We start from the raw sequence: 18075 nt of genomic DNA, 5'->3' as shown, positions 1-18075 counted from the left end.
TGGTTAAGTGACTGGTAATTAGTAGCTCAGCTGGATAGAGCACCTCCCTTCTAAGGAGGCGGTCGAAGGTTCGAATCCTTCAGGGCTCACTATTTATTCCCAAGAATAATTTTTTATTCTTGGGATTTTTTTTTGTACCAAATTTAACTAGTCAAAATTTGAAAGATAAAATACGATTTAGGTCGTTTAAAAAGTTTGAAGATTCAACTGCAGGGCTCACTCTAACGGAGAATTGATTCATTTGAATTGATTTTCCGTTTTTTGTTTTTAACAATTCCCTTTGTGCGCTTAACATTAGAGAGAAATTAATTTATAGTTTCCCTTTGTTCTAATTTCAAGGAGAAGTTTTGTGTTTTTTACTACTTTATCATAAAAAGCTATTAAATCTGCAACTGCTTTTTTTATTTGGCGATTTTGTTTTCTTTAAAAAGCATTCCTAGAAACACCTTTTGAATGGCAAACTTTATGTTTACATGATAAAGTTTTATCTTCTTCATTAACTTTTTTAGTTTGTTAAATTCTATAAATACATATGCTTTATTTTACACTCACTTTCTAACTAAAATTTCTTTTCGATGTAAGTTTTTTTACGATTTATAATAATTCCTTTCGGAAAGGGATCATCTTTTAGTGGTTTTAAATATTAATTTGTCCTTTATAGAAGTTCCTTATAGTTTTTTAAAAAGGTATCTTAGATATGTTTTTTGAGTAGCAACAATAATTGTAAGAATGCTATCTCTTTAGTTCTAAAAGTGTTGATAGCCAAAGCGAATGGTTTTAAAGGTGTAATTTCTTAAAAATGTTTAATGTTTGGTGCATTCAAATTAGTAAATTAAGTAGCCTACTTTTTCCAAAAAAAAATATTTAAAAAGAAAAATAGGTTATTAAACTTTAACATATTATATATATATTTGAGCCAATATTGCATAATATTCATTTTTTAAATTAAAAATTGTGTTAAAATTCCCCCCAGCACAAATAAAAAGGTACACCTTTTTGTTTGTATTATTATTGTCAACAGTTACTGCAAATGCAGGTTTTTTAAATAAAATAAATACACCTTCTTTTAACTCCATTAATCCAATAACTGGTACTTCTGGTACTATTGTAAAGCTAACAAGTTCTTCAGGTAGTTTTTTAGATACAGATAGAGATAAAGTTACTTTGGGAGGTGTTGCTATTCCAGCTACTGCAGTTACGTTTAAGAGTGTAAATGAAATAGAAGTAGAGGTGCCTTGCAATGCTACTTCTGGTTTTTTTAGTGTAGATGGTACGCAAATTAGAACTCAGTTTAGCTACATTCCACCCAATGTAACAACCGTTTTGAACGATGTAGATATTTGTGCTGGCGATACTTTTAACGCTATTTCTTTATTCGGTTCGTTATCTTCTGTAACACCATCATTAGGTACTTTAACGTTTAGCTACACGAATAGTAACACAGATATTGGTCTGGCAACATCGAATTCAGATGTTTCTGAGATACCAACTTTTACAGCAATAAATACTACTTTAGAACCAATAAAATCTACTGTTACTGTAACACCGATAGTTAATGGCTGTGAAGGAGCACTAGTTTCTTTTGCAATAACAGTAAATCCGAAGCCAGTTTTAAATGCTATATCAGATATCGAAGTTTGTAATGACACCTTTATTTCAGACATCGTGTTAACAGCAAGTTCACCTACAAGTGGCACAGGGGTTTCGTATACTTGGTCTAGAACTAATGAGGATATAGGTAATTTAGCTTTCTCTGGTTCTGGTTCTCCAATTCCTGCTTTTAAAGCTATAAATAATACTGCAAATAAGAAAACAACAACTGTAACAGTAGTACCCACCTATAAAGGGTGTCAAGGGGAGCCTTTTGATTTTACAATAACAGTAAATCCTGCTAGTAATCCAGGTGCAATTAATGCAACAGCATCAACTATTTGTGAAGGAGATAACACAACAATTTCGTTGTCTAATTCAATCGGAAATGTCTTAAGATGGGAAAGTTCTACAGACAATTTTCTCACTAAGAATACACTTACAACCTCCACAGAACCTTTAACGGTAAGCCCTGTAACTACTACAAAATATAGAGCTATTGTACAAAGTGATACTTGTACAGAAGCGACTTCAAATGCAATAGAGATTGTTGTAAATGAAACAGTTGTTCCGGGTACTGCAATTGGTGGTAGAACTATTTGTGAAAATGCGACTACAGAATTAGAATTAACAGGCTCTAACGGAACCGTTTCGTATTGGCAATATTCTACTGATAATGGTGTGAATTGGGTAGGTATTTCTGGTTCTGCCAGTAATAACTATACTACATTACCTTTAGATAGAAATACCTCTTTTAGAGCAATGGTTAAAAATGAAACTTGTACAGAGGTTGCCTCTGCTGCGACTCTAGTAACCATAGCAAGCCCAATTGATACGGGTAATTTAATAGTTACTTCTCCATCAAGCATTGTTTGTGAAGATACTAACGTAAGTTTAAAATTAGAGCGTTTTTCGGGCACTATTGTAGAATGGCAATCTAAAAAAGTTAGTAGTAGTGTTTGGACTTCAATTTCAAACACAACAGATACTTATACCTCTGGTTTATTGCTAGAGTCTACTGATTTTAGAGTGTTGTTAGAAAACGGTACTTGCGAAACAATTTTTACATCAATTGAAAATATTATTGTAGAAAAAGAACCCGTATTTTCTTCGCCTGTAATGGCTGCGGGCTTTTCTAGTCCAATCTGTCAAGGAAGTTCCATAGATATCGATTTTTCTATCACACAAGGTTCTTTAATACGATGGGAATCTAGAACAAATAGTGGGGATTCTTGGGATACGTATAATGATATGGTGGTTTCTGGTGCAAACACTTATACAACAGCCGTAATAAATAATACTGTAGAGTTTAGAGCAATTCTTAGTTCTTCGACTGTTGGTATTTGTGGTGAATTTTCTTCTGATGTAATTGCAGTAACAACTAATATACCCGGAGCAAGTGGTACCTTGGCTGTTTCAGATTCAGAAATTTGTGCAAATACAGCAACCGATATTTCTTTAACTGGCCAAGCAGGTGTTGTAATTGGCTGGGAGTCTTCTACCACAGGAAACCAGGGAAGTTGGATTTTAGATACCACCAACACCTCAACAACATATAATACTGGTATTTTAACCCAAAATACTTTTTACAGAGCCGTAAGTAGTAATGGTGTTTGTAGTCAAATAAGGTCATCAGAAATAGAAATTAAAGTAAATCCAGTACCTAATGTACCTCTAATTTCAGATCAAGAAGTGTGTTTTGGTAATACCGTAACTTTTGGAGAAGTAACACCAATACCTGGCTATAACTACGAGTGGTCGTCTTTATCAGGTGGAATTTTAACTGAAACAAGTTCAGCTATTACAAGAACCATTACAGCATCCGAAGAATACACGCTAAAAGTTACCAATACAGCAGGTTGTATAGTAGAGCAAACTTTTGAAGTTACAATGCAACCTCTGCCAACAGCAGCTGTAGCAGCAGCAGCTACTATTTGCGAAGGACAAGAAATAAATATTGGTGCTGCTTCAAAAACAGGTTCTACCTATAGTTGGGTAGCTTCACCTGCTTATGCATGGAATGCTCCAACAGTATCTTCAACAAGCGAAAATCCAAAGGTGAGTCCTTTACAAACAACTACTTTTACCTTAACAGAAACTATTACAGCAACGGGTTGTACGAAATCGAATAGTGTTACAATTACGGTTGATGAAACGCCAATAGTTTCTTTAAATAGAGGTACAACAATTGATATGTGTGATGCAGATATGTCAACTAATTTAGAAGCAACTATTACAGGAAATTACTCAAGCACTCGTTGGGAGGCAGTTCCTGCTTCTTCTGGAGAAGTCAATATATTAAGTCCAACTGAAATAACTTTTACGCCTTCTACATCTGCAATTACAAGTGGTGAAGCTATTGTTAGACTTTTTGTTACGGATACTTGCGGAGATGAAATTCCTTTTTTAGAAACAACTATAAATATTGCCCGTAAATCTACAGCAAATGCTGGTACAGATATTTCGGGTTGTGGCACAGATCCTATTACCTTAGATGGTTCAAATTCTACTTTTGCAACTAGTTACTCATGGTCTAAGCCCAGTGATATTAGTGGTGCTTTAACTTTAGCTAATACACCAAACCCAGTTTTTACACCGAGTATTTCAGATGCTCTAATCGCAAATACATTATATCCTTTAGGAATTCCTTTTATTTTAACAACCTCTTCAGCAAATTGTGATTCAAGTACATCAACAGTAATGGTAACCATAGTGCCAAGTCCGATTGTAAATGCTGGTACAAGTTCAACAGTAATTTGTGAAAACGAACCATATGTGCCATCAGGCGCTACAAAAGATGTTAATACCGTTTCTGTTGCTTGGTCTACAAGTGGAGATGGAACCTTTATAGACGCCAATTCTTTAACACCAACGTATACACCTGGTATAAATGACAAAGATTTGGGCTTGGTAACCCTTACCTTAACAGGAACCGGGAATTCACCTTGCGCTACTTCTTTTAGTGAAACTATTTTATCAATAGAAAAAAACCCAACAATAGATGAAATAGCAGATGCAACTGTTTGTGCCGGTTTAACAACACCTTTAAATTTAGCTGCAAATATTCAGAATCCAGGTACTATTCTGTGGTCAACCTCTAACGGTGGTGGTTCTTTTAATGGTACTCAAAACTCAGCAACTCCAATTTATACACCGGTTGAGACAGATTTTAATACTGGTATTACTTTTACTGTTACTGTAAATCCCATTTCTCCCTGCGGAACTCCTGCTACAGAAACTTTTATTTATAAAATAAATGCGGCACCAATTGTAGATGCAGGTGGCAACACAACTATTTGCGAATCTCAACCAACTGTAACTTTAAACGGAACTGCTTCTAATGTAAATTCTGTTACTTGGACTAGTACAGGAGCAGGTTCTTTTGATAACCCCAATGATGAAGACCCTATATATACTTTTTCTCCAAGTGATATTGATAATGGTTCGGTTACTTTTACTATTACAGGATCTCAAACGAGTTGCGATCCAGAAAATGATACTGTAACAATTAATATTCAAAAAAAGCCAGTGGTTACAGCTGGTTTGGCACAAACTATTTGTCAAGGAGAAAGTATTACTTTAAACGGTACATCTTCTAACGCAAGCGGAGTTTCTTGGACAAGAACTGGAGGTTCTGGTACTTTTACAAACGAAAATACATTAAACCCAACCTATACATCTTCAGCATCAGAAACAGGTACTATTACTTTTACGATTGTTGGACAACCAGAAGGTCCTTGTACAGGAAATTCTACAGCTGTTTCAACAACGGTAACGATAATACCAAACCCTACGGCAGATGCAGGCGTAGATGCTACTATTTGTGAAGGTGAAGATTTTGAAATAACTACTGCCACTGCAACTAATATTAGTGGAAATGTAATTTGGTCTGCAGGTTCAGGAGGTGGAAGCTTTACTGGCGGAAATACATTAAGACCAACCTATACGCCAAGTGTTACAGATATTAGTAGAGGTTACGCAAAGCTTACCTTAACCGCACTTAAAGACAGTCCCTGTACTGTAGATGCGGTAAGTGAAATGCGTTTAGACATAAATAAAATACCAAGTATTACAGTTATCAACCCATCTGTCGCTGTTTGTTCGGAAACAGCTCCTTTTGAAATTCCAGATGTTTCTGCAATAGATTTTGATACTTTAAAATGGACAAGTAGTGGTAGTGGTACTTTTACAGATACTACACCTGACAATACAACCACAGCTAATTTTTATACTCCTTCAGCAGCAGATGTTGCAAGTGGCAGTGTTGTTTTAACCTTAAAAGCAGCAAGAATTCCTTCTAATTGTAATTCATCAACCACAAATTCTATTACTTTAGATTTTGTAGAAAAGCCAATTGTAGAGGCAGGAAATGATGCAACCATTTGTGGTAATACAACGTATACAACTACTTCTGCAACTGCAGGTAATTTTTCTCAAGCAACTTGGTTGTCTTCAGGTACAGGAACTTTTAGCAATCAGAATGATGTAAGTAATGCCACTTACACACCTTCTGTAACAGATATCGCAAACGGTTCTGTAACCCTTACTTTAGCACTTACAGGTTTAGCACCTTGTTTAGACGTTGTTTCAGATACTATGGAATTGTCTTTTGAGCCAATACCAGTAATTACAACGGTTGGTACTGATGCTATTTGTAATACAAGTACAAATTACTCGGTAAGTGGTACAAGTATTTTAAATGATTACATGCCGGTATCATTGGCTAATTGGACAACTTCTGGAACTGGTACTTTTACAGCTACTACAGATCCTTTAAATCCAAAGTACACACCTTCTGCTGCTGATTTAACACAGCCAAACATTATATTAACATTAACTATAGACCCAGTTTCGCCATGTATTACACCACAAACCGAAACTATAGTTTTAGATGTAATACCAGCACCTATAGCAGATGCAGGTGTAAATTTATCAGAATGTGACGTTCCTTTTACCATTACTACAGCAACAGCAATTGCAAATACTTACAGTAGTTTGCAGTGGGTTTCTTCAAGTGGCGGTACTTTTGTAGGTGGTATTAATAATACAATTAATCCAACATACATACCCTCTGTAACAGATATAGCTACTGGTACTGTAGATTTAACATTAACTGCATTTCCAATAAATCCTTGTTCGGTTGCTTCAGTATCAACGATAACTGTTAATATTCAAGCATCGCCAGAAATTACAGTAACCAATCAAGCTCCAATTTGTGAAGATGCAGAAAATATTACTGTAACAGGCACGAACATTGTAAATGCATCTAATTTATTGTACACCTCTTCAACAGGAACTATTATTAATAACGAAACAACTTTAACACCAACGGTTACGCCAAGTGCAACAGATATTGCAAACGGAGAAATTATATTAACGGTAATTGCAACGCCGTTAGGAAATTGTACTAGTGTTAGTGAGACAATTTCCATTCCGGTGGTTAAAAACCCGATAGTTAATGCAGGTGCTTCTAAAACTTTTTGCGAAGGAGAATCCATTACAACTTTTGATGCAACAGCATCTAATGTAGCTGCTGGTAATTTGCAATGGACTAGCAATGATCCTGATGGTATTTTCTTAACATCACCAAAAGGCTTAATAACCACATATATTCCGGGAGATAGAGAAATAGCCAATGGTACGGTTCAGTTAACACTAACAGGCACAGCAACATCTCCTTGTGCTGAAAATACAACGGATACTGTTGTTTATACACTATTAAAAAAACCAGTTTTAACGGTAAGCCCAACAGTAGTTTCTATATGTGAAGATGAGAATTATCAAGTACCAGAAGATCAAGTAAATATTACTAATTTTAATAATGTGGAATCTATAGTTTGGTCTGCTTCGTCACCAGGAACTATTGCCACAGGTAGTACTTTAGATCTTACCCCAACTTTTACACCAAGTGCGGCAGATATAGCCAATGGTTTTTCAGAATTAACCATTTCAGCAACACCTATAGGCGCTTGTGCAACTGCAATTGTTTCAGAAAAAATCCGTGTAAATATTGGCAAAAATCCAACCATTGATGTTTCTCAAAATACTCTTGTTTTTTGTGAAGGAGAAGACAAGCAATTGCAGGCACTTTTTGCCAATGCAGACCCAAGTACTTACAATTGGGAAATTATAAGTGGTACCGGTAGCATTTCAAGTACAACTATAAATACACCAATTTATACACCAGCACTAGATAGTGATATTGTAGTAATTAGAGTTTCAGTTACTGGAAATGCACCTTGTGCCAATACAGTATCTCAAGAGTTTACTTTAAATAAAATAGCAATACCACAAGTAAGTTTGCCAGAAAATACAACAACTGTTTGTAGTACAGAAAATACTATAAATCTTACTGCGTTGGTTACAAATATTTCTGCGAGTACAACTTATTTATGGAGTAGTTCTACAAATACTGCAGCATTTGGGAATGCTTCAGCGCTTACCACAAGCTATACTTTTAGTGCAGCAGATAAGGTAGCTGGTTCTGTTACTTTAACATTAACAGCTCAGAGTGATGAAGACTGCATGCTAACAGATTCAGATGCAATTGTAGTTACCATAAATCAAGCACCAGCTGTAAATATTACCAATCTTGCAACAGAAATCTGCGAAGGCGATGTGTATAACGCAACAGCAACAGCAAGCAATGCCTCAAGCTATTTGTGGGAAAAGGTAGGTGTTTCTGATGGTACATTTATAAGTGGAGAAAACACAACTGATGCTAAATACATACCAGGCCCAAATGATATTTTAAACGAAACATTTACACTAAAATTTACTGCTACCGGAGACGCTACTTGCGCAGCAGTTTCGGAGGAAACTACTGTGGCAATTGTATCACAACCTACAGTAACTTTTGATGTAGATAATGGCACCAATTGTGCCACAGAACCTTTCGTGATTTCAGGAGTAAATGCAAGTAATTACAGTACATTATCTTGGTCTTCTTTAAGCACAGCGCCAGGTACTTTTAGCAACGTTGGTATAGAAAATCCAATTTATACACCAAGCGCTACAGAAATTGCAGCCAATAGTCCAATTACTTTAAGACTTACACTGCAACCAAAAACAGCTTGTAATGGAGTAGTATCTATTTTTAAAGATTTTACATTAAATTTATTACCAACACAAACTGTCAATGCTGGTTTAGATATGGCTATTTGCGAGGGCGATGTGGTAAATTTAAACGGAGCAACAACTAATAATGTGTCGCAATTCTGGACTTCTAGCTCGTCTAGTACTCCTTTTGCAACAACTAATTTAGCAAGTTATACTCCAAGTCAATTAGACATTAGCAATGGTAATGTAACTTTAACTTTACATGCTATAAGTAATAGCAATTGTGCAGAGGTTACAGACACTGTTGTTGTGCAAATTGCAAAACAACCCGAAGCAGATGCAGGCGCTACAGTTACAATTTGTGAAGACGAATCGTATACCTTATTAGCAGGAGAGGCAACTGTAAATAATGCAGCCTCTGTATTATGGACGCTTTCTGGACCTGGCGAAATTACCTTAGGTACAGAAACTACCTTAACACCAGAATTTATACCAGAACCAGGTCAAACAGGTAACGTAACTTTAACGCTTACGGCAAATGCAGCGCCTGCTTGTGCTAGTCTTTCAGATGTAATAGCAACTAAAACAATTCGAATTACACCAAAGCCTAAAGTTACCATTCCCTCAAATAGAAGTATTTGTGAAGGAGATAACTTACAATTATTAGATGCAGATATCAATGCATCAGATTTTACAACCTTAAAATGGGTTTCTTCTAATGGATTGGGATCTTTTGTTACTCAGACAAATGGAAATACAACTTATACACCAGCCAATAATCAAACAGGTGTTGTAACATTATCTTTAGTTGCAATCCCATTAGATACTGCATGTAGCTCTGTAAAAAAAGATTTAATTTTAACCATTCATCCAAATGCACAGGTATTTGCAGGAACAGACGTTTCTATTTGTGAAGATGAAACTGTTGTTATTCAGGATGCTGATATAAATTATGGAAATGGAGTGTTTAACTGGTCTATTGCAGGTCCAGCAAGCATCACATCAGGTACAGAAAACACCTTAACACCAGAAATTGTTCCAAATGTAGGAGCTTCAGGTTTGGTTACTCTTACTTTAGAGGCAGCAGGCTCGTCAGAGTGCCCTAGCTCAAAGTCAGATTCAGTAACGATTTCTATCAATGCTTTGCCAATAGTTTCGGCAGGTGCACCACAAGAAATTTGCGAGGGTGAAACAGAAGTACAACTTAACGGAACGGTTTCTAATGCAACTAGTTTTAACTGGTCTCATTCAGGTGATGGTACTCTTGTTGCTACTGCAAATCCGCTGAAACCTAAATATGTTCCAGCAGCTACAGATTTCATAAATTCGTTTGGTATAAGTACAGTAAATATATTTTTAGAAGCTTTTGGTAACAATACTTGTGGGAACACTACAGCTACTACAACCATTACCTTACAGGCAAAACCAAAAGCGTATGCGGGTGTAGACATGGTTGCATGTGTAGGTGATGTAATTTCCTTAGACGCAGCAACTGCAAGTAATTTTAATACCTTGTTATGGGAAACTTCTGGGAATGGAATTTTTGATTATACAACTGCGGGAGGTCAAATTAAGCCAACCTATAAACTAGGCACTGATGATACAACTGAAGTAACGTTAACAATGATTGCAACACCAAATGGTGTTTGTACTGCAAATACAACCGACGAGATTGTTATAAGTATCAATCAATTACCAACAATTACGGCAACTACAGATGAGCTTACTTTTTGCGGAAATACTTTTACATTGCCTTCAATTGTTTCTGTTGCAAATAGTACTTCATATAATTGGACAAATACAACTGCTGTTGCCAATAAATCTATTGTTGTTAACCCGAATTCTCTAACACCAACAATATCGCCAACGGCAGAAGAAGTTGCTAACGGTTTTATTTCACTGACTGTTACGGCTCAGCCAAAAACAGCTTGTGTAGGAGTAGTAACAAAAACGATAAAAGTTAATTTAACTCCGGTTTTTACCGTTGATGCAGGAAACCCAAAAACAATTTGTGCTACTGATAACCCAATAGTGTTAAATTTTGGAGCGACAACTTCATCAAGTACTGGCGATTATTATTGGACATCAAACGGAGCAGGAACTATTTTATCTAGCTCTTTAAACACATTACAACCTCAATACCAACCAGGACCAAATGAAACAGGTACTATAGAATTTACGTTGCATGCTAACAATGTAGCTCCTTGTTCTGGAGAAATTACTGATACTGTAAATTTAGTAATCGACCCTTTAACTACGGTAGACGCAGGATTGGATATTGCAGTTTGCGAAGGTTCTTCTATAAACATTACCAATGCAAAAGCAACAAATTATACAAGTCTGCAATGGATTGCCTCTTCAGATATTTTAGGTAATACTATTTCTGATGGTTCATTTTCTCCTGCAAGTGCTACAGTTTTAAATGCCACTTATAGCCCAAGTACCGCAGATATTGCAAGAGGTTTTGTGTATTTGACGCTTCAATCTACAAATACATGTGGTACAGTTTCAGATTATTTAAGAGTAAATATTTCTGAAGGAGCAGGTGTTTTTGCAGGGAATAATGCAACAACATGTACTGGAGATTCTTATGAAATTACAGATGCTTCGGCTACAAATACTAGCAGTGTTGTTTGGGCAAGTGCTCAAAATGCCAATGGTACCTCTTTAGCTAGTTATGTAGCAGGTTCTTTTAGTGATATAAATGCTACAAACCCTGTTTATACTCCAAGTGCTTCCGATTTAAATCAAGGATATGTGTATTTAATTTTAACAGGAAATGGTGAGAGTTCATGTAGTATAGATAATAGTTTTATGCGTTTAGACTTTGTTAAAACACCAAGTCTTGTAGCGCAAGATGTTGCTATTTGTGTAGATACACCATCTGTAACACTTAATACTACAGCATTAGATTATGATACTATTACATGGAGTGTTTTTAGTGGATCAGGTACTATTAGTGCCGGAGCCAATTCTGAAACTCCTGTATTTACAGCAAACATTTCTTCCACAATTACAACTCCACAAACCACTATTTTAAAAGCTGTTTTAACACCTAAAAATGGTTGTGATACTGCAGATACTGTAGTTGAAGAGGTAGTAATTACAACCCAGCCTTTACCAACAGTAAACGCAGGAGATGATGGTTTTGTTTGTTATACACCAGGGCAGCCAATTGGCCTTTTTACTATTAACAATACATCGTTCGAAAACGCAAGTTCTGTAGAATGGTCTACCTCAGGGAATGGTGTTTTCTCATCAGGCTTCCCAACAACGTATCAATCATTAACAAATACTTGTTCAGAAACAGTACAATTAACGCTAACAGCAACAGGAATGGGTGCTTGTGGCACAAAAACAGTATCTGATGTTGTTAATTTAACCATAAATTGTGCAGCTCCAAATTTGGGTGTTATTACCTCAAGCAGTACTCAGAATGTTTGTCAAGGTACTACAGTAACCTATCAAGTACCTGCAAATTCATTAGTAACAGATTATCAATGGAGTGTTCCTTCAGGAGCTACTATTCAGTCGCAATCGGGAAATACAATCACTGTAGAATACTCAGAAAATGCAGTATCAGGTATTGTATCAGTTGCTGCAAAAAATTCTTGTGGTGTAGGCGAATTATCTACTTTACCCATTACAATTGCACCAATACCAAAAGTAACTACGATTAGCGGACCAAGCGTAATTTGTGAGAGTCTGCAAGATTATATGTTTACAGCAGGTGTAATTGCAGATGCAACTTCTTATATCTGGACTTTAACAGACGGAAGTACTATAACCACCTTAGATAATATACTTACAATTGTTGGAAGTACTACTTTGCCTAGTGGTAATTTAAGCGTAAAAGGGGTTAATAGCTGTGGTGCTGGGATTGACTCGTTGGCATTTTTTGTAGAAGTAGTTTCCAAGCCTACTTTAACGAGTACGATTTCCAATAGTGCTATTTGCTCGGGAGAGACTTTTAATTATCAACCAACCAGTGTTGCAGGTGCATCGTTCTCTTGGACAAGAAGTCAGCAAAGTGGAATAGAAGGTACAGCATTAGGAAATGGCGCTGTGCAAGATGTTTTAATCAATACCACTAGCAGTGTTAAAACAGTTACTTATCAAATAGAAATAATTACAACAACTGGTTGTAGCAATATAGAGTTGATAACAGTACCAGTAAACCCTGCTGCACAATTAACGAATGCACCAATCGATTCAGAAATTTGTTCGGGAAGTGTTTTTAGTTTTACCCCAGCAAGTGATATTTCTGGAACTATATCATGGTCTAGAGCAGCAATTTTTGGTATACAAGAACCAACTACTTCTGGTTCGGGTACTATTTTTGAAAACTTAACCAATACAACAGCCAATGTAATAACTGTTAATTACGAACTTACATTACCAACAACTACAGAAGGTTGTAATAATACAGAAGTTATTTCTGTAGAGGTCTTGCCAACACCTGCAGTTGCAACAGCGATCTCAGGGGCATTAAATGTATGTATACCAAGTGCGGATAATACCTATACAGTCGCTGCAATTCCAAATGCCATAACCTACGATTGGAGACTTTCTGATGGAACTATTAGAAACACTAATAGTAATAGTATTTCTTTAGATTTTACAACATTAACAACCTCAGAAACATTAGAAGTAAGAGGAGTTAGTAGTTGTGGTAACGGTACTTTCTCTGCACCGTTTACAATTACAGGTATTAATTTACCAACAATTACAAACACACCTTCTGCTACTAGTATTTGTTCTAATGAATTGTTTTCTTTTACACCAACTAGTGCAACAGCAAATAGTTTTATTTGGGAACGTCAATTTGTAAATGGTATTGCTACACCAGTAAGTTCTGGAAGCGGGAGTATAAATGAAATTTTAGTAAACGAAACAAATACACCGATTACGGTGACTTATGTGTATACAATTACTTCTCCAGAAAGTTGTAAGAATACAGTATCTATAAATATAATTGTAAAACCAATTCCTCAAATTATAAATACTCCAACAACGTCTATTTGTTCTGGTAGTACCTTTAATTTTGTGCCAGAAATTAGTACATCGGGCACAGAAACGACTGCAGTAAACTGGTCTAGAGTTGCTAGTTTTGGTATTATTGGTTCTTCAGACACTGGAGTAGGTGCAATTAGTGAAACCCTAGAAAATACAACAAATGCTGTAATACCGGTTACCTATAATTTAACCTTAAAAAACGATACTAGTGGATGTCAAATAACCGAGACTATAGTTGTTGATGTATATCCGTTAGCTACTGCAGATATAGAAAGTAGTGTAAATACCTGTTTAAATGGCGCAGATAGTTTTGTGAATTTCAAGGCAGAAAACGGGATTGCACCCTATACATTTACGTATACTGTAAATGGTGGATCAGAAAAAACAATAACTACAAACGGAACTTCAAGCAGTGTTCAATTAAGTTTATTTTCGAATGCTCTAGGTGCTTATACCTATCGTTTATTAAGTGTTAAAGATTCTGGTCCAAACACCTGTGTGAATACCTTTGCAACGCCAAAGGAAATTAGCATAGATATTTTTGCAAAGCCTGTTTTAAATATTACCAATCCAGCAACTATTTGCGCTTCAGAAACTGTAAATCTTACAGACCCTGTTTATACAGCAGGTTCAGATATAAACTTAAATTACACGTATTGGGAAGATGTAAATGCAACTGTACCATTTTTATTAGCAAGTACAGCTTCCGAAGGTATTTATTACATTAAAGCAACAAATGCAAACAATTGCTTTACAATAAAACCTATAGAAGTTAAAGAAAACCCATTACCGCTAGTTCAAATAGAAAACAACGAAAGTGAAATTTTTGTTTGTGAGGGAAGTGAGTTGGTTTTAAATGCCTCTGGCGCGCAAAATTATCAGTGGTATACCAAAGATAGCACTGGTACAACTTCTATATTAAGTACTGGTGATGTTTACACTTACACACCAGCGGTTACTCAAATCATATACCTACAAGGTACAGACGCCAACGGATGTACTAATACTGCACAAGTTGCGGTTGTTTTAAAACCAGCTATTAAAGCAAGTATAGAAGGGGTTAATGATTACGAGGTTTGTTTAAACACAGAAAATGTAAGCATTACATTTAAAGCATCAAACGGAACAGCACCTTATACATTTACTTACCTTGTTAATAATAATGTAAAAGAAGTTACTACACTACCAGACAATAACAGTGTTGCAATAACAATTTCCACAGACATCGCTGGTGTATTTAATTTAGAATTAATAGATGTAAAAGATAGTAGTTTAGCGAATTGTAACAACCCAATACTACAAACGCCAAAAAAAGCCACTGTTACTGTTTTTGATTCAGAAATTTTACCGGTAGCCAATACTGAGGTATTTCAATCGGTTTGTGTTAATGAACCTATAAACCCTATTTATTTTAGTGCAGTTTCTCCAATATTAAGTGCTTACGTAGAAGGATTACCAAGTGGCGTTACTAGTTCGTTTGCAGGTAATACTTTAACTATTTCTGGCACACCAACAGTAGCAGGTACTTTTAACTATACAGTTTCTTCTTCTGTTTTAAATGGAGCTTGTAATAGCACTTATGCAGGGGTTATAACAGTTAATAGCGGCGGAAGTATTACGCCATTGGTTGATACAGAAATAAATCAGTCAATTTGTTCATGTGCAACGATAGAACCAATTCTATTTGAGTTAAGTGCCGATACTTTTGGTGCCAATGTAACTGGTTTACCTTCTGGTGTAACTTGGGAGATAGAAAATAATATTGTACTTATTTCTGGAAGTAGTTGTGCTACTGCAGGAGATTATAACTATACTGTTACAGTGCAAGGTAATTGTTCTAGTTCTACAACGAGTGGTTTAATATCGATTACAGATCCGAATAGTATCTTTTTAATCAACGGTAATCAAGACGAAGAGGTTTGTAATAATAGTATATTAGCACCTATTGAATATCAGGCAAATCCTGGCCAAACCTTAAAGTTAATTGGTGTTTTACCACAAGGAGTTACTTTTGTTGCAGATACTGCTACAGGTACTGCTAAAATTACCGGAACTCCAGAACGCTCAGGAACCTTTAGCTATACAATTACATCAGATTCTGAGTGTAGCGATTTCTTAGAAGGTACTATAGAGGTTATTGCAGATCCGTTTATTAGTTTAATGAGTGGTAGTATTAATCAAGAATCTTGTATCGAAAATCAAATAGAAGATATACGCTATAAAATTTCAGAAAACAATACTAATATTTCATTTACGCCGAGTTTACCAGCAGGAATTTCTTATTCAGAAAACAATGGTCAGTTGGTTATTTCTGGTGCAGCAACCGAAAAATCAATTAGTACTATTTATACCATTGGTATTAGTAACAATTGTGGGGTTACCGTAACTACAGATTTTAAGCTAGAAATTTTAGAAAAACCATCCATCGTCTTAGATTCTAATTTTGGTGCAACAACGCAATCTGTTTGTCAGAATGCTGAAATTAATCCAATTCAGTTTACTGTTATGCCAATTGGCACAACAATAGATTTAGCTTTACTTCCTAGCTTTATTACAGCAACAGAAATAGACCCAAGTATTGGTTTATGGGAGTTAACAGGAGCACCAAAGAATACAGGTATTTTCAGTTTTAATGTAGCTACAATAAACAATTCTAATTGTAGTGATAGTTTACCTATTGTAATCGAAAACTTGTATGCTGCGTTGGATGTTACTTTAGAGAGTGGCACAGAAAACCAAATACTATGTAATTTTAATTTGCCTATAGAAGATTTGGTCTATAAAATTACGGGAGCAATTACAGATATCAATAGTATTAATGTTGTTGGTTTACCAAATGGGGTTTCTTATACCAAAACGATTACAGCAACAGGAGTTTTATTAACTATTAGCGGCACCGCAACAGAAACAGGTGTTTTTAATTATGATATAACTTTTGATACTTGTGGCGCTATAGAAAGTGGCTCTCTCAGAATATCTTCTATAATTGCAATGAATAGCACTGTAAATCAGATTTCTTGTACAGATGAATTGGGTAGTATAGAGATCAATATTTATGGTGGTTTGCCTTTTATTGACGATAATGGCGGTGTTTTTTATAATATAGAATGGACAGGTCCAAATGGTTTTAGACAAAATCAAACAGAAATTAACGGGTTAGTTCCCGGAGATTATACTGTAAATATTACTGATGCGCTAGGTTGTGTTTTAGCAACTCCTGAAACCTTTACAATAACCCCAGCAGTGCCAATTAATATCAATTTATTAAACACTACTTTGGCCAATGGTTGTAATGGAGAGTTGGGGTGTGCCAATTTAGAGTATTCTGGAGGTACGGGCATTTATACCGATTTCCTATTAGAGATTTCCAATCCGCAAACCCAAGAATGGAATGTAAAAATACCAGACAATAACAACTATTTTAATATGTGTGGTTTGGATGTTGGTGTTTATAGAATATCTGTTACAGATAGTAAATCTTGTACTACTGAGCCTTTTATATTTACCATAGAAAACGACAACCAGTTTACTATAGAACAGGTTGTTGTAGAGCAGAGTTTGTGTGATGGCAATACTGGTTTAATTTTAGTAGATGTAAATTCTGCAGATACAAATTTAACGTTTACCTTAAACGGAATCGCATTACCAGCAAATGCCTTAGGTAATAACTTGTATGAGTTAGAAGTTAGTAATGTAGCAGATACAAATGCTACTTTAGAAATTTCTAATAGCAGCGGATGTAAAATTTCGGAAGAGATTATTTTTACAACCTTAGCACCAGATTTTGAATTTACCTCTTTTGAATTTGAAAATTTTGGCTTTTTCGAGGTAAATAGTAGCATCGAATTTACCAACCTTAGTTTTATAGATACCAGTATTTATGACCCTAATGTATACAGTTATATTCAATGGGATTTTGATGATAATACCCCTTTTAAAACCTTTTATTATCCAGAAAACATTGCTTCAAATAAAGATGGAGAAAACTTAAAAACAGTTTTTCATACCTATCAAAACGACGGAATTTATAACGTTAAGCTTACCTTATTTAATGCTTCAGGATGCGAAACAACTATAACCAAAACAATTTTTATTGGTAAAGGTTCTACGGTTATGTTTCCAACTGCTTTTTCACCTAACAATGATAATATAAATGATTTGTTTAGGCCAAAACATCTTGGATTTTCAGAAATAACAATGTACATATATGACAGTATGGGTAATATGGTGTATGAGTTTACCTCTGCAGATGCATTAAGTTTAGAAAGTGATGACACGTGGGGTTGGAATGGTATAGCTCCTTTAAATGAACAACCAAAAACTGGTAATTATCGATGTTATTTTAGAGGTAAAACAATTGATAATAAAGTCGTAGAAAAAAATATTAGATTTTTACTTATTAAGTAATTA

The 18075-nt window shown here is 35.4% G+C and carries 1 protein-coding gene and 1 tRNA gene; both read left to right on the top strand.

Annotated features, from left to right (window positions below; translation table 11 throughout):
- The first annotated feature begins 23 nt into the window (after positions 1 to 23).
- Positions 24 to 86, top strand: a tRNA-Arg gene (locus tag Q0684_RS13060).
- Positions 87 to 954: 868 nt separating this feature from the next.
- On the top strand, positions 955 to 18072 hold the full coding sequence (locus Q0684_RS13055; RefSeq protein ID WP_299017651.1) for a PKD-like domain-containing protein: 17118 nt from the start codon (positions 955 to 957) through the stop codon (positions 18070 to 18072).
- Positions 18073 to 18075 lie beyond the last annotated feature (3 nt).

It is taken from the genome of uncultured Polaribacter sp. (genome assembly GCF_947503875.1).
Lineage (GTDB): Bacteria > Bacteroidota > Bacteroidia > Flavobacteriales > Flavobacteriaceae > Polaribacter.
This window is presented reverse-complemented; position numbering and strand designations above follow the sequence as displayed.